Origin of the sequence: Streptomyces fractus (assembly GCF_049844455.1) — a bacterium.
In the GTDB taxonomy this organism is placed as follows: Bacteria; Actinomycetota; Actinomycetes; order Streptomycetales; family Streptomycetaceae; genus Streptomyces; species Streptomyces fractus.
On the sequence record NZ_JBMYHI010000002.1, the window covers coordinates 5,656,831 to 5,675,056 of the forward strand.

Here is an 18,226-nt window from a genome sequence, read left to right on the forward strand (position 1 = left end):
ACTCCGGTACGGGGAGGCCCATTTGCTTATGCTGGCCGCATGTTGAAGATTTCCCAGTCCCTGGTCGACCAGATCGTCGAGCACGCCCGCAAGGACCACCCCGACGAGGCCTGCGGCGTCATCGCGGGGCCGGTCGGCGAGGGCCGCCCCGAGCGCTTCATCCCGATGCTGAACGCCGCCCGCTCGCCCACGTTCTACGAGTTCGACTCCGGTGACCTGCTGAAGCTGTACCGCGAGATGGACGACCGCGACGAGGAGCCGGTGGTCATCTACCACTCGCACACGGCCACCGAGGCGTACCCCTCGCGCACCGACGTCACGTACGCGAACGAGCCGAACGCGCACTACGTGCTCGTCTCCACCGCCGACACGGACGACGCGGGCCCCTTCCAGTTCCGCTCGTACCGCATCGTCGAGGGCGAGATCACCGAGGAAGAGGTCGAGATCACCGCCTGAACGGCGGCTCCGACCATGCAGTTCTCAGCCACCGGACGCATTTCGACCGCATGGTGAGATCACACTCCGGGATCCGGACCGGGAATCGATACGATGAGCCCATGGTTTCCCACGACGTGAGCGAAAAGACGCCGGGCATGCTGCTCGTGGCGCGGCTGCACGTCGACCTGTGCCGCCTCGCCAGCGCCATCTGTCCGCGCTGAGCCGGACCGCCGGGCGCCCGCCGCGGGCCCGCCGCGGCTCCCGCCACCCACGCACCTGACCGGAAACGCCCGCGCCCCGGCGCGCTCACCCATACGACTTCCGACTCCCGACAGGAGCCCAGCATGGCCATCGAGGTCCGCATCCCGACCATCCTCCGCACCTACACCGACGGCGCGAAGGCCGTCGAAGGCAGCGGTGACAACCTCGGCGCGCTCTTCGCCGACCTGGACACCCGGCACGCGGGCATCGCCGACCGCATCGTGGACAAGGGCCAGCTGCGCCGCTTCGTGAACGTCTACCTGAACGACGAGGACGTCCGCTTCCTCGACGGCATCGACACCAAGCTCGCCGACGGCGACAGCATCACGATCCTGCCGGCCGTCGCCGGCGGAATGCGCTGAGCGGGCAATGCGCTACGACAGCCCGCTGGCCGCGGTCGGCAACACGCCCCTGGTGCGCCTGCCGCGGCTCTCGCTCTCCGACGACGTGCGGATCTGGGCGAAGCTGGAGGACCGCAACCCGACCGGCTCGATCAAGGACCGCCCCGCGCTCCACATGATCGAACAGGCCGAGAAGGAAGGCCGGATCAAGGCCGGGGACACCATCCTCGAACCCACCTCCGGCAACACCGGCATCTCGCTCGCGATGGCCGCCCGCCTCAAGGGCTACAACATCGTCTGCGTCATGCCGGAGAACACCTCGCAGGAGCGCCGCGAGCTGCTCGCCATGTGGGGCGCCGAGATCATCCCCTCGCCGGCCGCGGGCGGCTCCAACACGGCGGTCCGCATCGCCAAGGAGCTCGCCGAGCAGCACCCGGACTGGGTGATGCTCTACCAGTACGGCAACCCGGACAACGCGGGCGCGCACTACGCCACGACCGGCCCGGAGATCCTCGCCGACCTCCCGTCCGTCACGCACTTCGTGGCGGGGCTCGGCACCACGGGCACGCTCATGGGCGTCGGCCGCTACCTGCGCGAGCACAAGCCCGACGTCAAGATCGTCGCAGCGGAGCCGCGCTACGACGACCTCGTCTACGGGCTGCGGAACCTCGACGAGGGCTTCGTCCCCGAGCTGTACGACGCGTCGGTGCTCACGACCCGGTTCTCCGTCGGCTCGGCCGACGCGGTGACCCGCACGCGTGACCTCCTCCGCCAGGAGGGCATCTTCGCGGGCATCTCCACGGGTGCGGCGCTGCATGCCGCGATCGGCGTGGGCAAGAAGGCGGTGAAGGCGGGGGAGTCCGCGGACATCGTGTTCGTCGTCGCCGACGGCGGGTGGAAGTACCTCTCCACCGGGGTCTACACGGCCGCCACCACGGAAGAGGCGATCGAGGTGTTGCACGGCCAGTTGTGGGCCTAGGTCGTTTTTAAGCCCCTCCGTGGTTGAGGACTCGGGGCTCCGCCCCGGACCCCGCTCCTCAATCGCCGGAGGGGCTTATTTGTGGTCGATCTACGTACCCAGATGCCGCACCTGATCCCACAACCCCGGATCGATCACCCCCGCCGGACGGCGGAAGTCACTCACCGGCACCGTGCGGAGCTCATCCGTCTCCAGGAAGCTCGCCCGCCCCCGCGCGTCCCCCACGGACCCCGGCGGCAACGCGATGACCCCCGGCCGCTCGTCGTGATAGCGGCTCGTGATCTTGGCGACCGTCGCCACCCCCCGCCGCACCGAAAGCACCAGGCACGGCCGGTCCTTCCCACCCGTCACCCGCCGCCGCCCTACCCGACGCGCTCCGCGCGGCCCCTTTGACTCCGGCCCGTCCTCGTACGGCACCAGCGCCCACCAGATGTCGCCCGGCTCCGGGCCCCGCGCGTGCGCACTGCGCGGAACGTGCCGGTCCCGGCGGCGATGACGCGTGCCGCGACCCCACCCGTCGACCAGCGTCGCGACGAGCGCGAGCAGCACGACGGCAGCGAGCGCGAGCCACCAGGACGTGTCCATAGGCATGACGGTACCGGGGCGACGCGCGGGGTGCTTCCGCGGCCCCGAAGCCCTCCGAACCGGTGACAGCGCAGGTGAGTTCGCCCACAACAGCCCGTGACGGAGGAGCCACCCGCCCTTTTGCGCCTTACGCTCGACTGACCCCCTTGGGGCTGTGCCCCGGCTCCCGGCCCATCGCTCCACCCCGCTTTTCCGACCGCCAGCGCGGAGGTTGAAGGCTCTTATGAAGCTCACCGTCGTCGGCTGCTCGGGGTCGTTCCCGTCCGCGGATTCGGCCTGCTCGAGCTACCTCGTCGAGGCCGACGGCTACCGGCTGCTCCTCGACATGGGCAATGGCGCCCTGGGCGAGCTGCAGCGCCACGTCGGTCTCTACGACCTCGACGCGATCTTCCTTTCGCATCTGCACGCGGACCACTGCATCGACATGTGCGCGTACTTCGTCGTGCGCTACTACCGCCACGACGGCGGCCGTTGCGACCCCATGCCGGTCTACGGCCCCGAGGGCACCGAGCAGCGCCTGACCACCGCGCACGCCGACACGCCCTCGGCCTCCGCGTTCAGCGAGGTCTTCGACTTCCACACCGTGAAGCCGGGCTCGTACGAGATCGGGCCCTTCTCCGTCCGCATGGAGAAGGTGTGCCACCCCGTGGAGTCGTACGCGATCCGGGTCGAGCACGGCGGGCGCTCCCTGACGTACTCCGGGGACACCGGGCCGTGCGCCGCGCTGGACGAACTGGCCCAGGACAGCGACCTGTTCCTGTGCGAGGCCGCGTTCACGCACGGCAAGGAGAACATCCCGGCGCTGCACCTCAACGGCCGGGAGGCGGGGGAGTCGGCGCAGCGCGCGGACGCCCGCAGGCTGATCCTGACCCACATCCCGCCGTGGACCGACCCGCAGGTGAACCTCGCGGACGCGCGCGCGGTGTACGACGGACCGGTCGAGCTGGCGGCGCCGGGAGTGACGTACACGGTCTGAGCCCGCCCGGATGTGCGAAGGCCCCGGAACCCGCCATCGGGTTCCGGGGCCTTCGTCATACCGTGCCGGTGAGGCTCACGCCTTCGTGAGGTCCTCGATCTCCTCCTCGGGCTCGCGGCCCGGGGTAGTGAGGTTGAACTTGACGATCGCGAACCGGAACGTCACGTAGTAGATCGCCGCGAAGACCAGGCCGATCGGGATGATCATCCATGGCTTGGTGGCGTGGGTCCAGTTCAGCGCGTAGTCGATGAACCCGGCCGAGAAGTTGAAGCCGGCGTGCACACCGAGCGCCCAGGTGACCGCCATCGATACGGCGGTGAGCACCGCGTGCAGCACGTACAGGACCGGCGCGATGAACATGAAGGAGAACTCGATCGGCTCGGTCACACCGGTGACGAACGAGGTCAGCGCGAGCGAGACCATCATGCCCATCACGGCCTTGCGGCGCTCGGGGCGCGCACAGTGCGCCATGGCGATCGCGGCGGCCGGCAGGCCGAACATCATGATCGGGAAGAAGCCGGACTGGAACATGCCGGCCGTGGGGTCACCGGCGAGGAAGCGCGGGATGTCGCCGTGCACGACGTCGCCCGCGGCGTTGGTGAAGTCGCCGAGCTGGAACCAGGCGACGGTGTTCACGAACTGGTGCATGCCGATCGGGATCAGCGCGCGGTTGACGCCACCGAAGAGGGCCGCGCCGCCGGAGCCGAGGCCGGTCATCCACTCGCCGAAGCTGGAGATGCCGTTGCCGATGGGCTCCCAGACCAGGCCGAAGAAGACGCCGACGACGATGCCGACGAAGGCCATGATGATCGGGACGAGCCGGCGGCCGTTGAAGAAGCCGAGCCAGTCGACGAGCTTGGTGCGGTGGAACCGCTGCCACAGCACGGCGGCGAGCAGCCCCATGATGATGCCGCCGAGGACACCGGGGTCGTTGTACGTCGCGGCGACGTCCTCGCCCTTCTTGATCACCGCCTCGGTGACCGGGAAGGCCTCGAGGACCTTGCTGTAGACGAGGAATCCGACGACGGCGGCGAGCGCCGTCGAGCCATCGGACTTCTTGGCGAAGCCGATGGCCACGCCTATGCAGAACAGGATCGGGAGGCTGCCGGTCAGGGCGCTGCCCGCGTTGTTGAAGACCGCGGCGACCTTGTCCCAGCCGAGGCCGTCCTTGCCGAAGATGTCGTCCTGGCCGAGCCGCACCATGATGCCGGCGGCCGGAAGCACCGCGATCGGCAACTGCAGGCTGCGGCCCACCTTTTGGAGGCCCTGGAACAGGCCGGAACCCCGCTTCTTCGCGGGGGCCGCCGTAGCGCTGGCGGTGCTCATCAACTTCCTCCATGAAAAGCAGATGGTCTACACCACTCAGTGGTGTAGACCTGTTGTAGCACGGTGAAGGCGGGATAAGGAACCCTCGATTCCCACGGCAATGGGCCCCCGGACCGAGTGGTCCGGGGGCCCATCGCGGAGGAGCCGAAAAGCGTTATGCCTTGGTGATGTCCTCGACTTCTTCCTCGGGCTCGCGACCCGGTGTCTTGATGTCCCACTTCGTGATCGCGAAACGGAAGATCACGTAATAGAGGACGGCGAAGGCGAGGCCGATCAGGATGATCATCCATGGCTTGGTGGCCAGGTTCCAGTTGATCAGGTAGTCGATCAGACCCGCGGAGAAGCTGAAGCCGTCCTTGACGCCGAGCGCCCAGGTCACCGCCATCGACACACCGGTCAGGACCGCGTGCACCGCGTACAGCGCCGGCGCGATGAAGACGAAGGAGTACTCGATCGGCTCGGTGATGCCGGTGACGAACGAGGTCAGCGCGAGCGACAGCATCATGCCCGCGACCACCTTGCGCCGCTCGGGCCGCGCGCAGTGGACGATCGCAAGGCAGGCCGCCGGGAGGGCGAACATCATGATCGGGAAGAAGCCCGACTGGTAGATGCCCGCGCTCGGGTCGCCGCTCAGGAACATGTTGATGTCGCCGTGCACGGTCGTGCCGTCGGGCTTCGTGTACGAGCCGAACTGGAACCACAGCGGAACGTTGAGGAACTGGTGCAGGCCGATCACGAGCAGCGCGCGGTTGGCGACACCGAAGATGCCGGACCCGACGGCGCCGAGGCTCTCCAACCAGTTCGAGAAGCTCTCCAGGCCGCTGCCGATCGCGGGCCAGATCCACAGGCACAGCGCGGCGAAGACGATGCCGACGAAGGCCATGATGATCGGGACGAGCCGGCGGCCGTTGAAGAAGCCGAGCCAGGAGACCAGCTTCGTACGGTGGTAGCGGACCCAGAAGAACGAGGCCAGGAAGCCCATGATGATGCCGCCGAACACGCCCGGGTTCTGGTACGTCGCGGCGGTCACCGCCCCGTCCGCCAGACAGCCCGTCGCCACCGTCTTCGACCCGGACGGGCAGTCGATCGGGAACTGGTGCAGCACGCCCCGGTAGACGAGGAAGCCCGCCACCGCCGCCAGAGCCGTCGAACCGTCCGCCTTCTTGGCCATGCCGATCGCGACACCGATGCAGAAGAGCAGCGGCAGACCGAGGTCCGCGTCGAGCAGCGCGCCGCCCGCGCCCGAGAAGACCTTGGCGACATTGGTCCAGCCGAGGCCGTCGTCGCCGAAGACGTCGGGCTGGCCGAGACGGTTGACGATGCCCGCCGCCGGGAGCACGGCGATGGGCAGTTGAAGGCTGCGCCCCATCTTCTGGAGCCCCTGGAAGAAGCTGCTCCAGGGACTCGGCCGCGGTGCGGCGGCAGCGTTCGAGCTCATGGGCGTCCTCCCGGAACAAGCCACGTTTGGCGGTCGTTGGATACTGGTGTAGACCAGTTGCGGGGACGGGTCGGTCCGTGCTCGTCATCTTTCGTCACGGGTGGGGTTACCGCCCGCGAAGATGGGCCAACCGTGGGTTACCGTGACAAAGCGGCCCAAAGGCGGGCCCGGAGAACACAGGGAGAACGAAATGGCCACGAAGGCTGAGAAGATCGTCGCCGGCCTCGGCGGACTCGACAACATCGAAGAGGTCGAGGGCTGTATCACCCGCCTGCGTACCGAGGTCTCCGACCCGAGCCTGGTCGACGAGGCCGCGCTCAAGGCCGCCGGCGCCCACGGCGTCGTCAAGATGGGCACCGCGATCCAGGTCGTCATCGGCACCGACGCGGACCCCATCGCCGCCGACATCGAAGACATGATGTGACCCACTGAGGCCACGCGCGCGAAGGCCCCGCCCTCCTACGCGGAGAGTGGGGCCTTCGGCGCACCCGATACGCTCACAGCTATGTCTGCAACGCCTCGCATCGACGGCCGCACCCCCGAACAGCTCCGCCCGATCACCATCGAACGCGGCTGGAGCAAGCACGCCGAAGGCTCCGTCCTCGTCTCCTTCGGAGACACCAAGGTCTTCTGCACCGCCTCCTTCACCGAGGGCGTCCCGCGCTGGCGCAAGGGCAGCGGAGAGGGCTGGGTCACCGCCGAGTACTCGATGCTCCCGCGCTCCACGAACACCCGCGGCGACCGCGAGGCCGTCCGCGGCAAGATCGGCGGGCGCACGCACGAGATCAGCCGCCTGATCGGCCGCTCGCTGCGCGCCGTCATCGACTACAAGGCCCTCGGCGAGAACACCATCGTCCTCGACTGCGACGTCCTCCAGGCCGACGGCGGCACCCGCACGGCCGCCATCACCGGCGCGTACGTGGCCCTCGCCGACGCCATCTCCTGGGCGCAGGGCAAGAAGCTCATCAAGGCCGGCCGCAAGCCGCTGACCGGCACCGTGAGCGCCGTCTCCGTCGGCATCATCGACGGCGTCCCGATGCTCGACCTCCCGTACGAGGAGGACGTGCGCGCCGACACCGACATGAACGTCGTGTGCACCGGCGACGGCCGCTTCGTCGAGATCCAGGGCACCGCCGAGGCCGAGCCCTTCGCCCGCGACGAGCTCAACGCCCTTCTGGACCTTGCCGTTTCGGGCTGCGACGAGCTCGCCGCGATCCAGCGGAAGGCACTGGAGGAGACCCTCGGATAACTGCTCGCGGAGGTAAAGAACTCCCCAAGCAGGGTGGCCGGGCACAGCAACCGCACAGCCATCGACTGCGTCACTACGGGTGGGTGGACGGCACGCGACATCAACCGCCGTCCAGCCGTCCGTACTCCAGGGGAGGACCCTTCCATGCCCGCGCGCCACCGACGTCTCGCCATACTGGCCGCCACCGCGGCCCTCGTCGCGATACCGGTCACCGTCGGCTGCTCGGCCGTCGACAAGGCACTCGACTGTGCCCGCACCGCCGACTCCATCGCCGACAGCGTGACCGACCTCCAGCAGGCCGTGGAGAACGCGTCCAACGACCCGACGCAGGCGGACGAGTCCCTCGACAAGATCGACAAGAACCTCGGCGACATCGGCGACAAGACCGACAACGCCGATGTCTCGAAGGCCGTCGACGACCTCAACAAGGCGGTGGACAACGTCCGTACGTCGATCAAGAACGGCGACGAGGCCCCGGACGTCACCCCGGTCACCGACTCCGCGGGCGAGCTGACGAAGGTCTGCACGTCGTCGTAGCGCCGCTCCTGGGACACTGGGGGCATGACCCGCCTCATTCTCGCCACCCGTAACAACGGCAAGATCGTCGAACTCCGCGCCATCCTCGCCGACGCCGGCCTGCCCCACGAGCTGGTCGGTGCCGACGCGTATCCCGAGGTCCCGGACGTCCGTGAGACCGGCGTGACGTTCGCCGAGAACGCCCTCCTCAAGGCCCACGCCCTCGCCCGGGCCACCGGCCTGCCCGCGGTCGCCGACGACTCCGGCCTCTGCGTCGACGTGCTCGGCGGCGCGCCCGGTATCTTCTCCGCCCGCTGGGCCGGCAAGCACGGCGACGACAAGGCGAACCTCGACCTGCTGCTCGCGCAGCTCTCCGACATCGACGACGACGAGCACCGCACGGCCCACTTCGCCTGCGCGGCGGCGCTTGCGCTGCCGGACGGGACGGAGCGCGTGGTCGAGGGGCAGATGCGTGGTGTGCTGCGGCATGCGCCGGCGGGGGCGGGGGGCTTCGGGTACGACCCGATTCTGCAGGTGGAGGGGGATACGCGGACGGCTGCGGAGCTTTCGGCGAGTGAGAAGAATGCGATTTCCCACCGGGGGGAGGCGTTTCGGGCGTTGGTGCCGGTGGTTCGGGAACTGTTGGGCTGAGGTGCTGTGACGGTCGACCGTCCTCCGGCCGCGGGGCTCCGCCCCGGACCCCGCGCCTCAATCGCCGGCGGGGCTTGATTTGCGGCGGTCGGAGCGTTCCTGGCGGCGGGCCTCCTTGAGGCGGTGGCGTTCCGCTCGGGTCACCTTGCGTTCCACCCCGACGCCGCCCCAGAACGCGAACCCGGTCACCACCACACGCGGCGCGCCCGCGTCCCCCGGCACCCCCTCCTCGCTGTGGTCGAAGCCGCCCATGATGCCGATGCCGCGCACCACGACCTCCACGCCCGGCGGCACGACGACGTTCATCCCGCCCATGACCGCCACGCAGTTGATCACGATCTCGCGCGCCTCGAAGTCCGCCTCGCGCAGATCGATCTCGCCGCCGCCCCAGAACGTGAAGCAGTTGAACCGCCGCGGCGCCGTCCACCGCCCCTTGCGCTGGAACCCGGACAGGACCCCCACGCCCCACGTGGAACTCGCCTCGCCCCGGATCCGCGAGGCCCAGTCGACGGCCCCCTCCGGCAACGGCTCCTTCACGAAACTCACGGCCCCCGAAGCGCCCGCCCCGACCGGCAGGTCCTTCGTCAGCGGCGCCAACTCCCCGTACGTACGGGCCTGGTAGGCGGCGTCGAGTCGCTCGCCGAACTCCTCCATGTCGAGCCGGCCCTCCGCGAGCGCGTCCCGCAGCCGCTCGGCGACCACCTCGCGGTCGGCGTCGGACGCGCGCAGTTCGGGGGTGTCAGCGGAAGGCCTCGGGCGGCCGGATTCGTCCGTCATGGGGGTCAGCGTACGGAGGACTGACGTCAGGGCGCTACGGAAGTGTCCCGCGCGTACATCCGCGCGATCACCGCCTCGATGTCCGGCTCGCGCACCGACAGGTCGACCATCGGGTACCGCTCGGCGATCCGCGCCACGAGCGGCGCCGCCGACTGCCCGGCCGGGAACGCCAGCCACTGCCGCGCCCCCTCCACCTTCACCACCCGCGCGAACTCCACGTCCAGCGGCGGCAGTTCACGCTCCAGGTCCACGACGAGCGTGCGCTCGGCGGCCGCGCCGCCCGTCGCGTGCAGGCCCTCCAGCTCGCCGTCGTACATGAGCTTCCCGTGGTCGATGACCATCACGCGGCGGCACAGCTGCTCGATGTCGGTGAGGTCGTGCGTCGTGAGCAGGACGGTCGTGCCGCGGTCCGCGTTCAAGTCCCGCAGGAATCCCCGTACTTTGACCTTCGAGACGACGTCGAGGCCGATCGTCGGCTCGTCCAAATACAGCACCTCGGGGTCGTGCAGCAGCGCCGCCGCGATGTCCCCGCGCATGCGCTGCCCGAGCGAGAGCTGCCGCACCGGCGCGTCCAACAGGTCGCCCAGTTCGAGGAGTTCGACGCAACGGGCCAGGTTCTCCTCGTAGCGGCGCTCCTCGATCCGGTACATCCGCCGCATCAGGCGGTACGAGTCGATCAGCGGCAGGTCCCACCACAGCGTCGTCCGCTGCCCGAAGACCACGCCCATCCGCTGCGCCAGGCGCGCCCGTTCGCGCGACGGGTCGATGCCCGCGACCCGCAGGCGGCCCCCGCTCGGGGTGAGGATCCCGGTCAGCATCTTGATCGTCGTCGACTTGCCCGCGCCGTTCGGCCCGATGTAGCCGACCATCTCGCCGCGCCGCACGCTGAAGCTCAGCGAGTCCACGGCCCGCACCTCACGCCGCTCCCGCCGCATGAAGCCCGTCTTGCGCCGCACGTCGAAGACCTTCTCGACCTCGTCGAGCCGGATGAACTCGTCTCCCATGGGGCCCATTCCCAACGTCAACTCCCCGTGCTGCGATACGTACGAAGCGCCGCCCGCCAGGCGAACAGCGCGAGGGCCAGACAGCCGGCCGCCACCAGCGGCGGCGCGAACGCCACCCACTGCGGCAGGTCGAGCGGATAGGGGCGGCCCAGGATGTAGAGGCCGGGCAGCCAGTTCACGAAGGCCAGCGGCAGGACGAAGGTCACGCCGCGCAGCAGTGTGTCGCCGAAGACGGTGGGCGGGTACTGGAGCATGGCGTTGCCGCCGAACGTCGCCGCGTTCTGCACCTCGGAGGCGTCCTGCGCGACGATCTGGAAGGCCGCGCCCCCGATGAACACGGCCGTGAAGATGGCGCCGCCGCTGACCACCATGACCGGGACGAGCAGCACCTTCAGCGGCGTCCACGTCACGTCGATCGCGCTCAGGCCGTACCCGAGCACCACCAGGCCCTGAGCGACCCGCCCCAGCCTGCGCAGCCCGAACCGGTCCGCCGCCACCTGCGCGAGCACCGGCGCGGGCCGCACCAGGAACGTGTCGAGCGAGCCGTCCCGCACCCGCTGCCCGATCCGCCCCACCGACCCGAACGCCAGGTCCGCGAGCCCGAAGGACGCGCCCGCCGCCCCGTACAGAAAGGCGATCTCGGGCAGCCCGTACCCGCCGAGCCGGTCCACCTGCGAGAACATCAGCAGGATCCCGACGAACTCCAGGCCGGTCACCGCGAAGCTCCCGACGACCGTCATCAGGAACGACGCCCGGTACGCCATCGTCGACCGGATCCACATCCCGCTCACCAGCCGGTACGTCCGCACCGCCTCACCCAGGACCGCGCCCCGCTCAGCCACCCTGCACCACCACCCTCCGCGTCGCGGCCGACTGAAGCAGCCGCCCGGCACCGAGCAGCACCACGGCCCACGTCCCCTGGAACAGCAGCGCACCGGCCACGCCCCGCTCACCCAGCAGCACATCCGCCGGCACCTGGAGGAGCGCCGACCAGGGCATCGCGCGGGCGAACTCGCCGAAGGCGCCCGGGAACACGTTCAGCGGCAGCAGCATCCCCGACAGGAACGTCGAGACGAGCCCCGACATCTGCACGATCCCACTGCCGTCCATCAGCCAGAACGCCGACAGCGCCACCAGATAGCGGATCGCGAAACTCACCGACGCCCCGACGAGCAGCGTCAACAGGAACGCCAGCCACCTCAACGGGTCCGCGGGCAGCGCGAGCCGGAAGATCAGCGACCCGACCGCCATCGGCACGACGCCGCGCCCGAGGAACTGGAAGGCGGCCCGGCCGAGATCCTGCGCCAGCCACCAGCACTGAAGGTCCACCGGCCGGTACAGATCGACGGCGATGTCCCCGCTCCGGATCCGCTCCATCAGATCGGTCTCGAAGCCGCCACCGATCTGCAGCACCATCACCGCGAACATCGCCTGCCCGACCCACACGAACGTCAGCGCCTGCGCCTGGTCGTACCCGCCGAGATGCGGCCGCTCGTCCCACAGCGCGATATAGGTACAGGCGATGATCAGGCCGAATACGGTGTTCGTGAAGACCCCGGCGAGGGTCGCCCCGCGATAGGTGGCGTACCTGCGGAAACCTCCGGCGGCGACGGTCGCGTACAACCGCACTGCTCCCACCGTTCCCCCTCGCGAAGTAGGCCGAAGCGCAGGAGCCTAGTCCGCATGCGCGTCGCCTGCCACGGATTTTCGGCGCGATGTAGCAGTCTTAGAGGTCATATGTGTCATACGAGGCGTACGTGACGTACGACGCGGATCAGGAGTTCCACAGGACATGAGCAGCGACGAGCCGGAGCAGCCCGAGCAGCCGACGGAGCCCCAGGAGCCGGGCGCGCCCGACGCGGGCTCCACGCCCGCCGCAGGCAAGGCCAAGCGGCCCAAGCGCACCGGCTGGCGGCGCCTGATCCCCACCTGGCGGATGGTCCTCGGCGGCATCATCGGCTTCATCGTGCTGTGCGTCGGCCTCTTCGCCCTCGGCTACGCCCTCGTGGACATCCCCGCCGCCAACTCGGCGGCCACCGCGCAGAGCAACGTGTACCTGTACGCGGACGGCAGCCAGATCGCCCGCGACGGCGAGGTCAACCGGGAGAATGTGAGCCTCACTCAGATCCCCAAATCGGTGCAGCACGCGGTGCTCGCCGCCGAGGACCGCGACTTCTACTCCGAATCCGCGGTCGACCCGCAGGCCATGCTGCGCGCCGCCTGGTCCACGCTCACCGGCAAGGGCAAGCAGGGCGGCTCCACGATCACCCAGCAGTACGTGAAGAACTACTACCTGGGCCAGGAGCAGACCGTCTCCCGGAAGGTGAAGGAGTTCTTCATCTCCATCAAGCTGGACCGCGAGAAGTCCAAGGACGACATCCTCGAGGGCTATCTCAACACCAGCTACTTCGGGCGCAACGCGTACGGCATCCAGGCCGCCGCCCAGGCGTACTACGGCGAGGACGTCCAGGACCTGTCGACCGCTCAGGGCGCCTATCTCGCGGCCCTGGTGAACGCCCCGAGCGCGTACGACGTGGCCGCGCACCCCGAGAACAAGGGGGCGGCCACCGCCCGCTGGAACTACGTGCTCGACGGCATGGTTAAGGAGGGCTGGCTCGACGCCTCCGACCGCGAGAACATGAAGTTCCCGACGCCCGACCAGGCGAAGGCGCCGTCCGGCCTCTCCGGGCAGCGCGGCTACCTCGTCCAGGCCGTGAAGGACTACATCACCGACAACAAGATCCTCGACGAGGACACCCTCGCGGGCGGCGGCTACCGGATCACCACCACGCTTCAGAAGAAGAAACAGAACGCCTTCAAAAAGGCCGTCGACGACCAACTGATGTCGAAACTCGACAAGAACGCCCGGGACATCGACAAGAAGGTCCGCGCGGGCGGCGCCGCCATCGACCCGTCGAACGGCAAGGTGCGCGCCATGTACGGCGGCGTCGACTACACGAAGCAGTACGTCAACAACGCCACACGCCGCGACTACCAGGTCGGCTCCACGTTCAAGCCGTTCGTGTTCGCGTCCGCCGTCGAGAACGCCTCGACCACGCAGGACGGCCGCCGGATCACCCCCAGCACCATCTACGACGGCACCAACAAGCGGCCCGTACAGGGCTGGGACGGCGGCCGGTACGCCCCCGCCAACGAGGACGACCGCTCCTACGGCAACATCACCGTCTCCACCGCCACCGACAAGTCCGTCAACGCGGTGTACGCGCAGATGGCCGTCGACGTCGGCTCCGACAAGGTCAAGCAGACCGCCCTCGACCTCGGCATCCCCTCCGACACCCCGGACCTGACGGCCTCGCCCTCCATCGCGCTCGGCCCGTCCACCGCGTCCGTCCTCGACATGACGGAGGCCTACGCGACACTCGCCAACCACGGCGAGCACGGCACGTACACGATGGTCGACTCGATCACCAAGAACGGCGAGGACGTCACGCTCCCCGAGAAGGAGACCCGGCAGGCCGTCCCCCGCAAGGCCGCCGACACCACCACGTCGATCCTCAAGTCGGTCGTCGACGGCGGCACCGGCACCGCCGCCAAGGCCGCGGGCCGCCCCGCCGCCGGCAAGACCGGCACCGCGGAGGAGGACAAGGCGGCCTGGTTCGCGGGCTACACCCCGGACCTCGCGACCGTCGTCTCGGTCATGGGCCAGGACCCGGACTCCGGCGCGCAGACCCCGCTGTACGGGGCGACGGGCCTCGACCGGATCAACGGCGGCGGGTACCCGGCGCAGATCTGGGCCCAGTTCACCCAGAACGCCCTCTCCGGCACCCCGGCGAACGACTTCGACCTGGACCTCCAGAGCGGCGCCGAACAGGACCCGCTGCCCTCGACCTCGGAATCCGCCTCGGAATCGTCGACCGAATCCCCCTCGGACACCGCCTCCGCGACCCCCTCGGACGAGAACACCCCGTCCGACGAACCGTCGAGCGAGACACCCCCGACCGAGGAACCGACGGGCAGCGACGAAACAACCGATTCCCCCACCCCCGGCGACACAGGCCTGAACCCCCTCAGTGCCCCGAGGTCACCTTGAGCCCCACGATGGCCACCAGCAGCAGGGCGATGAAGCCGATGCGGGCGGCCGAGGTGGGTTCGCCGAGGGCGACCATGCCGACGATGGCGGCCCCCGCGGCACCGATCCCGACCCATACGCCGTAGGCGGTACCGATGGGCAGGGACTTGGCGGCGTAGGACAGCAACACCATGCTCGCGACGATCCCCGCACCGGTGAACACGCTCGGCCAAAGGCGTGTGAAGCCCTCGGTGTACTTCATGCCGATCGACCAGGCGACTTCGAGAAGTCCGGCAACAGCGATCAGGATCCAGGCCATGACTGGCACCTCCGTCAGTGGTTCTCAACAGGGGTGCGTCGTCTTTGCGAAGTGGTGCTCGGCCCGGTACGGCGCGTCTCGTCGGGGTCCCTCAAAGGTAGCAAAGAACAGATAAAAAGGGCTGGTGACGGTGGTCACCAGCCCTTCACCAGCTCGCATGCGCAGACGGACGGCTACAGATAGAGGCCCGTCGAGTCCTCGGAGCCCTCGAACCGGTCGGCCGCCACCGCGTGCAGATCCCGCTCACGCATCAACACGTACGGAACACCGCGCACCTCGACCTCCGCCCGGTCCTCCGGATCGAACAGCACCCGGTCGCCCGGCTCCACGGCCCGCACGTTCTGCCCGACCGCGACGACCTCCGCCCAGGCAAGTCGCTTGCCGACGGCCGCTGTCGCGGGAATCAGAATGCCGCCGCCACTGCGCCGCTCACCCTCGGCGGTGTCCTGCCGCACGAGCACGCGGTCGTGCAACATCCGGATGGGCAGCTTGTCGTCATGGCGGGTGCTGTGCTTATCGGGATTGGCGCTCACGCCGACGAACTTACCTGCCCCACGCGCACTTGTACGCCGCCGGGTCGCCCCTTGGTGCGCCGCGAGGCACCCCCGACGACGCCCCCGGCTCAGCGCTTACGACGCCGCGAACCCACCGCGAGGAGCCCCACGACCCCCACCACGACGAGCGCGACCGGCACGATCCGCTCCAGACGCGGCGCGCCCTCCTCCGAGACCAGCTGCCCCTTCACCTCGGACACCAGCCGGTTCGCCCCGACGTACGCCCGCCCAAGAGTGTGATCGACCTGCGAGGCGACCTTGGCCTTCGCGTCGCCGACGATCGTCTTCGGGTGGACCCGGACACCGATCTCGTCGAGCGTCTCGGCCAAGGTGTCGCGACGGCGCTTGATGTCCGCCTCGATCTGAGCCGGGGTTCGCGTATCCGGGGTATCCGGCGTGCTGGACATGTGCGACACCGCGCTGCCTCCAAGGTCGCTGCTCTCACTGCGTATGAGTAATGGACAGTCTGTCAGCTCGCCGCCTCCGCCACCCCCCGGCACCCCCTATTACGCTCAACGAGTCCACACGCCACGATGCCCCAGGAGGCCCCCATGAGCGAGCGACTGCAGCCCGGCGACACCGCACCCGCCTTCACCCTGCCCGACGCCGACGGCAACGAGGTCTCCCTCGCCGACCACAAGGGCCGCAAGACGATCGTCTACTTCTACCCCGCCGCCCTCACCCCCGGCTGCACCAAGCAGGCCTGCGACTTCACCGACAACCTCGACGTACTCGCCGAGGCCGGCTACGACGTCATCGGCGTTTCCCCCGACAAGCCGGAGAAGCTCGCCAAGTTCCGCGAGAAGGAGAACCTCAAGGTCACCCTGGTGGGCGACCCCGAGAAGAAGGTCCTTGAGGCATACGGCGCCTTCGGCGAGAAGAAGCTGTACGGGAAGGTCGTCACCGGAGTCATCCGTTCCACGGTCGTCGTCGACGAGGAAGGAAAGGTCGAGCGCGCCCTCTACAACGTGAAGGCGACCGGCCACGTAGCGAAGATCATCAAGGATCTCGGCATCTGAGAATTCCCGCACTTCCTGGACCCACTCCACGTGCGAAAGTTCGGTCATTGGCGGAAGTTAGGGACGAAAGGTTGTGACGAAAGTCCCGAACGCTTGGGACTTTCGTTTGCAACCAACGTCTGTGAGCAGGTGGAACCTGGAAGCGCTTTGCAGTCAGAGAAGGGATCCACTCCATGACCACCGACACCGAGGAAGGGCTGGTGCCCGACCCGGAGGCGGTCAAGCGTCACCGCGCCTTGTTCCGCGCCGTCAAGCGGCGCAAGAACCCGCCGCTGCGCCGCACCGACATCACCGTCACCGACGACACCGCGGTGAAGCGCGCGGTAAAGGCGGCGTCACTCGGTAACGCCATGGAATGGTTCGACTTCGGGATCTACTCGTACCTGGCCGTCACCATCGGCCATGTCTTCTTCCCCTCCGGGAATGACACGGTCCAGCTGATCTCGTCGTTCGCGACCTTCGCGGTCTCGTTCCTCGTGCGACCGATCGGTGGCATGGTCTTCGGCCCGATGGGCGACAAGATCGGCCGCAAGAAGGTCCTCGCGATGACCATGATCCTCATGGCCATCGGCACCTTCGCGATCGGCCTGATCCCGTCCTACGCGTCGATCGGATTCTGGTCGCCCGTCCTGCTGATCCTCTTCCGACTCATCCAGGGCTTCTCCACGGGCGGTGAGTACGGCGGCGCCTCCACCTTCATCGCCGAATACGCCCCCGACAAGCGCCGCGGCTACTTCGGCAGCTTCCTCGAATTCGGCACGCTCGCCGGCTACGTCGGCGCGGCCGGCCTCGTCACGATCCTGACGACGCTGCTCGACAGCGACGGCATGGAGTCCTGGGGCTGGCGCGTCCCCTTCCTGGTCGCCGGGCCCATCGGCCTCGTCGGCCTCTACCTCCGGCTCCGCCTCGACGAGACCCCCGCCTTCCAGAAGCTGGAGGACGAGTCCTCGCACCGCGCGACCGACGCCGCCTCCTCCGTGGAGACCACGGCCAAGGGCGACCTGGCCAAGATCTTCCGCGACTACTGGCCGACCCTGATCCTCTGCATCTGCCTCGTCGGCGCCTACAACATCACCGACTACATGCTCCTCTCGTACATGCCGACGTACCTGTCGGACGAGATGGGCTACTCGGAGACGCACGGCCTGCTGATCCTGATCATCACGATGATCGTCCTCATGTGCCTGATCAACCAGGTCGGCAAGCTCTCCGACCGCTTCGGCCGCAAGCCGCTCCTCATGTCCGGCATGATCGGCTTCTTCCTCCTCTCGGTCCCGTCCTTCCTCCTGGTCAAGAACGGCGCCCTGTGGGCCGTCTCGCTCGGCATGCTGCTGCTCGGCCTCTCCCTGGTCTGCCTCCTCGGCACCATGTCGGCGGCCCTCCCGGCGCTCTTCCCGACCCAGGTCCGCTACGGCTCCCTCTCGGTCGGCTACAACCTCTCGGCCTCGATCTTCGGCGGCACGACCCCCCTGGTCATCACCGCCCTCATCGGCCTCACCGGCTCCGACATGATGCCCGCGTACTACTCGATGGCCGCGGCCCTCATCGGCGTCATCGCGGTGGCCTGCATGAAGGAAACGGCCCAGAAGCCCCTGGCCGGCTCCCCGCCCTCGGTGGAGACGGACGAAGAGGCCGCGGAAATGGTCGAATCCCAGGCCCCTACGCCGAGGTTCTGACACCCCTCCCTTGCTCCTTGTGTGGGCGGGCCACACCCCCCATATGTGGCCCGCCCACACGGTTCGGACCGTTCCGCATTCCGTGCG

The 18,226-nt window shown here is 68.7% G+C and carries 22 protein-coding genes and 1 riboswitch; of the genes, 12 read left to right on the forward strand and 10 right to left on the reverse strand.

All coding sequences use genetic code 11. The annotated features are described in order from the left end of the window. Positions 1-39 precede the first annotated feature (39 nt). The 4 genes from ACP4E5_RS27620 (at position 40) to ACP4E5_RS27635 (ending at position 2,019) form a co-directional block, all read left to right on the forward strand. Positions 40-456 carry a M67 family metallopeptidase gene (locus ACP4E5_RS27620; protein ID WP_425833217.1) on the forward strand — a complete coding sequence of 139 codons (417 nt, stop codon included), beginning with the start codon at positions 40-42 and terminating at the stop codon, positions 454-456. 101 nt (positions 457-557) lie between these two features. After that, a complete protein-coding gene (locus ACP4E5_RS27625; RefSeq protein WP_323179532.1) occupies positions 558-659 on the forward strand; it encodes a putative leader peptide in 102 nt (33 codons plus the stop codon). A 123-nt stretch (positions 660-782) separates the two neighbouring features. Then, positions 783-1,061 carry a MoaD/ThiS family protein gene (locus tag ACP4E5_RS27630; RefSeq protein ID WP_425833220.1) on the forward strand — a complete coding sequence of 93 codons (279 nt, stop codon included), beginning with the start codon at positions 783-785 and terminating at the stop codon, positions 1,059-1,061. Between the two features lie 7 nt (positions 1,062-1,068). Beyond that, on the forward strand, positions 1,069-2,019 hold the full coding sequence (locus ACP4E5_RS27635) for a PLP-dependent cysteine synthase family protein (RefSeq protein ID WP_425833222.1): 951 nt from the start codon (positions 1,069-1,071) through the stop codon (positions 2,017-2,019). 90 nt (positions 2,020-2,109) lie between these two features. Here the strand turns inward: ACP4E5_RS27635 and ACP4E5_RS27640 are convergent, their stop codons facing one another. Continuing rightward, positions 2,110-2,604 (reverse strand): type II toxin-antitoxin system PemK/MazF family toxin, encoded by a 495-nt coding sequence (locus ACP4E5_RS27640; protein WP_425833224.1) that lies wholly within the window; start codon positions 2,602-2,604, stop codon positions 2,110-2,112. Between the two features lie 223 nt (positions 2,605-2,827). On the opposite strand from ACP4E5_RS27640, the gene ACP4E5_RS27645 reads away from it, so the two are divergent. Next, positions 2,828-3,580 (forward strand): MBL fold metallo-hydrolase, encoded by a 753-nt coding sequence (locus tag ACP4E5_RS27645; protein ID WP_425833226.1) that lies wholly within the window; start codon positions 2,828-2,830, stop codon positions 3,578-3,580. A 75-nt stretch (positions 3,581-3,655) separates the two neighbouring features. Here ACP4E5_RS27645 and ACP4E5_RS27650 read toward each other — a convergent pair whose 3' ends face one another. Further along, positions 3,656-4,906: a PTS transporter subunit EIIC gene (locus tag ACP4E5_RS27650; protein WP_425833228.1), complete on the reverse strand. Its 1,251-nt coding sequence runs from the start codon at positions 4,904-4,906 to the stop codon at positions 3,656-3,658. A gap of 154 nt (positions 4,907-5,060) precedes the next feature. Continuing rightward, entirely contained in the window at positions 5,061-6,344 is a 1,284-nt protein-coding gene (locus ACP4E5_RS27655; RefSeq protein WP_425833230.1) for a PTS transporter subunit EIIC, read from the reverse strand. Positions 6,345-6,534: 190 nt separating this feature from the next. Here ACP4E5_RS27655 and ACP4E5_RS27660 point away from each other — a divergent pair, with 190 nt between their 5' ends. From ACP4E5_RS27660 to rdgB, 4 genes are all read left to right on the forward strand, one after another. Continuing rightward, on the forward strand, positions 6,535-6,768 hold the full coding sequence (locus ACP4E5_RS27660) for a PTS sugar transporter subunit IIB (protein ID WP_306322340.1): 234 nt from the start codon (positions 6,535-6,537) through the stop codon (positions 6,766-6,768). A gap of 81 nt (positions 6,769-6,849) precedes the next feature. Further along, the gene (gene rph / locus ACP4E5_RS27665) at positions 6,850-7,593 is read left to right on the forward strand and encodes a ribonuclease PH (protein WP_425833232.1); all 744 of its coding nucleotides are present in this window, start codon (positions 6,850-6,852) and stop codon (positions 7,591-7,593) included. Between the two features lie 144 nt (positions 7,594-7,737). Further along, complete coding sequence (locus ACP4E5_RS27670; protein WP_425833234.1) at positions 7,738-8,130, forward strand: hypothetical protein; 393 nt, start codon at positions 7,738-7,740, stop codon at positions 8,128-8,130. A 24-nt stretch (positions 8,131-8,154) separates the two neighbouring features. Continuing rightward, positions 8,155-8,760: an RdgB/HAM1 family non-canonical purine NTP pyrophosphatase gene (rdgB, locus tag ACP4E5_RS27675; RefSeq protein WP_425833236.1), complete on the forward strand. Its 606-nt coding sequence runs from the start codon at positions 8,155-8,157 to the stop codon at positions 8,758-8,760. Positions 8,761-8,817: 57 nt separating this feature from the next. On the opposite strand, the gene ACP4E5_RS27680 is transcribed toward rdgB, so the two are convergent. From ACP4E5_RS27680 to ACP4E5_RS27695, 4 genes are read right to left on the reverse strand one after another with little or no spacing between them, the layout of a single operon-like run. After that, positions 8,818-9,537, reverse strand: coding sequence for a DUF1707 SHOCT-like domain-containing protein (locus tag ACP4E5_RS27680; protein ID WP_425833238.1), 720 nt, complete (start codon positions 9,535-9,537; stop codon positions 8,818-8,820). Between the two features lie 26 nt (positions 9,538-9,563). Beyond that, positions 9,564-10,541: an ABC transporter ATP-binding protein gene (locus ACP4E5_RS27685; RefSeq protein ID WP_425833240.1), complete on the reverse strand. Its 978-nt coding sequence runs from the start codon at positions 10,539-10,541 to the stop codon at positions 9,564-9,566. A 17-nt stretch (positions 10,542-10,558) separates the two neighbouring features. Further along, a complete protein-coding gene (locus ACP4E5_RS27690) occupies positions 10,559-11,323 on the reverse strand; it encodes an ABC transporter permease (RefSeq protein ID WP_425841687.1) in 765 nt (254 codons plus the stop codon). A gap of 52 nt (positions 11,324-11,375) precedes the next feature. Then, the gene (locus ACP4E5_RS27695; RefSeq protein ID WP_425841691.1) at positions 11,376-12,170 is read right to left on the reverse strand and encodes an ABC transporter permease; all 795 of its coding nucleotides are present in this window, start codon (positions 12,168-12,170) and stop codon (positions 11,376-11,378) included. Positions 12,171-12,333: 163 nt separating this feature from the next. Here ACP4E5_RS27695 and ACP4E5_RS27700 point away from each other — a divergent pair, with 163 nt between their 5' ends. Further along, positions 12,334-14,592, forward strand: coding sequence for a transglycosylase domain-containing protein (locus tag ACP4E5_RS27700; protein ID WP_425833242.1), 2,259 nt, complete (start codon positions 12,334-12,336; stop codon positions 14,590-14,592). Here the strand turns inward: ACP4E5_RS27700 and ACP4E5_RS27705 are convergent. The 3 genes from ACP4E5_RS27705 to ACP4E5_RS27715 form a co-directional block, all read right to left on the reverse strand. Next, positions 14,570-14,890, reverse strand: a complete 321-nt coding sequence (locus ACP4E5_RS27705) for a DMT family transporter (RefSeq protein ID WP_425833244.1) — start codon at positions 14,888-14,890, stop codon at positions 14,570-14,572. The genes ACP4E5_RS27700 and ACP4E5_RS27705 overlap by 23 nt on opposite strands. Positions 14,891-14,922: 32 nt before the next feature. Beyond that, a riboswitch (guanidine-III (ykkC-III) riboswitch) is annotated at positions 14,923-14,993 on the reverse strand. Between the two features lie 70 nt (positions 14,994-15,063). Then, positions 15,064-15,366, reverse strand: a complete 303-nt coding sequence (locus tag ACP4E5_RS27710) for a GroES family chaperonin (protein WP_425841694.1) — start codon at positions 15,364-15,366, stop codon at positions 15,064-15,066. A 146-nt stretch (positions 15,367-15,512) separates the two neighbouring features. Next, positions 15,513-15,851 (reverse strand): DUF3618 domain-containing protein, encoded by a 339-nt coding sequence (locus tag ACP4E5_RS27715; protein WP_425833246.1) that lies wholly within the window; start codon positions 15,849-15,851, stop codon positions 15,513-15,515. A gap of 144 nt (positions 15,852-15,995) precedes the next feature. Between ACP4E5_RS27715 and bcp the strand changes: the two genes are divergently transcribed. Together bcp and proP are read left to right on the forward strand one after the other, a co-directional pair. Continuing rightward, positions 15,996-16,463: a thioredoxin-dependent thiol peroxidase gene (gene bcp / locus ACP4E5_RS27720; RefSeq protein ID WP_266710760.1), complete on the forward strand. Its 468-nt coding sequence runs from the start codon at positions 15,996-15,998 to the stop codon at positions 16,461-16,463. 173 nt (positions 16,464-16,636) lie between these two features. Further along, the gene (proP, locus tag ACP4E5_RS27725; protein WP_425833248.1) at positions 16,637-18,139 is read left to right on the forward strand and encodes a glycine betaine/L-proline transporter ProP; all 1,503 of its coding nucleotides are present in this window, start codon (positions 16,637-16,639) and stop codon (positions 18,137-18,139) included. Positions 18,140-18,226: the final 87 nt, after the last annotated feature.

What these genes read in the sequence shown, in the direction of transcription:
- ACP4E5_RS27620 (WP_425833217.1), top strand. Translation starts at nt 40, where the DNA reads ATGTTGAAGATTTCCCAGTCCCTGGTCGACCAGATCGTCGAGCACGCC.
- ACP4E5_RS27625 (WP_323179532.1), top strand. Translation starts at nt 558, where the DNA reads ATGGTTTCCCACGACGTGAGCGAAAAGACGCCGGGCATGCTGCTCGTG.
- ACP4E5_RS27630 (WP_425833220.1), top strand. Translation starts at nt 783, where the DNA reads ATGGCCATCGAGGTCCGCATCCCGACCATCCTCCGCACCTACACCGAC.
- ACP4E5_RS27635 (WP_425833222.1), top strand. Translation starts at nt 1,069, where the DNA reads ATGCGCTACGACAGCCCGCTGGCCGCGGTCGGCAACACGCCCCTGGTG.
- ACP4E5_RS27640 (WP_425833224.1), bottom strand. Translation starts at nt 2,604, where the DNA reads ATGGACACGTCCTGGTGGCTCGCGCTCGCTGCCGTCGTGCTGCTCGCG.
- ACP4E5_RS27645 (WP_425833226.1), top strand. Translation starts at nt 2,828, where the DNA reads ATGAAGCTCACCGTCGTCGGCTGCTCGGGGTCGTTCCCGTCCGCGGAT.
- ACP4E5_RS27650 (WP_425833228.1), bottom strand. Translation starts at nt 4,906, where the DNA reads ATGAGCACCGCCAGCGCTACGGCGGCCCCCGCGAAGAAGCGGGGTTCC.
- ACP4E5_RS27655 (WP_425833230.1), bottom strand. Translation starts at nt 6,344, where the DNA reads ATGAGCTCGAACGCTGCCGCCGCACCGCGGCCGAGTCCCTGGAGCAGC.
- ACP4E5_RS27660 (WP_306322340.1), top strand. Translation starts at nt 6,535, where the DNA reads ATGGCCACGAAGGCTGAGAAGATCGTCGCCGGCCTCGGCGGACTCGAC.
- rph (WP_425833232.1), top strand. Translation starts at nt 6,850, where the DNA reads ATGTCTGCAACGCCTCGCATCGACGGCCGCACCCCCGAACAGCTCCGC.
- ACP4E5_RS27670 (WP_425833234.1), top strand. Translation starts at nt 7,738, where the DNA reads ATGCCCGCGCGCCACCGACGTCTCGCCATACTGGCCGCCACCGCGGCC.
- rdgB (WP_425833236.1), top strand. Translation starts at nt 8,155, where the DNA reads ATGACCCGCCTCATTCTCGCCACCCGTAACAACGGCAAGATCGTCGAA.
- ACP4E5_RS27680 (WP_425833238.1), bottom strand. Translation starts at nt 9,537, where the DNA reads ATGACGGACGAATCCGGCCGCCCGAGGCCTTCCGCTGACACCCCCGAA.
- ACP4E5_RS27685 (WP_425833240.1), bottom strand. Translation starts at nt 10,541, where the DNA reads ATGGGAGACGAGTTCATCCGGCTCGACGAGGTCGAGAAGGTCTTCGAC.
- ACP4E5_RS27690 (WP_425841687.1), bottom strand. Translation starts at nt 11,323, where the DNA reads ATGTGGATCCGGTCGACGATGGCGTACCGGGCGTCGTTCCTGATGACG.
- ACP4E5_RS27700 (WP_425833242.1), top strand. Translation starts at nt 12,334, where the DNA reads ATGAGCAGCGACGAGCCGGAGCAGCCCGAGCAGCCGACGGAGCCCCAG.
- ACP4E5_RS27705 (WP_425833244.1), bottom strand. Translation starts at nt 14,890, where the DNA reads ATGGCCTGGATCCTGATCGCTGTTGCCGGACTTCTCGAAGTCGCCTGG.
- ACP4E5_RS27710 (WP_425841694.1), bottom strand. Translation starts at nt 15,366, where the DNA reads ATGTTGCACGACCGCGTGCTCGTGCGGCAGGACACCGCCGAGGGTGAG.
- ACP4E5_RS27715 (WP_425833246.1), bottom strand. Translation starts at nt 15,851, where the DNA reads ATGTCCAGCACGCCGGATACCCCGGATACGCGAACCCCGGCTCAGATC.
- bcp (WP_266710760.1), top strand. Translation starts at nt 15,996, where the DNA reads ATGAGCGAGCGACTGCAGCCCGGCGACACCGCACCCGCCTTCACCCTG.
- proP (WP_425833248.1), top strand. Translation starts at nt 16,637, where the DNA reads ATGACCACCGACACCGAGGAAGGGCTGGTGCCCGACCCGGAGGCGGTC.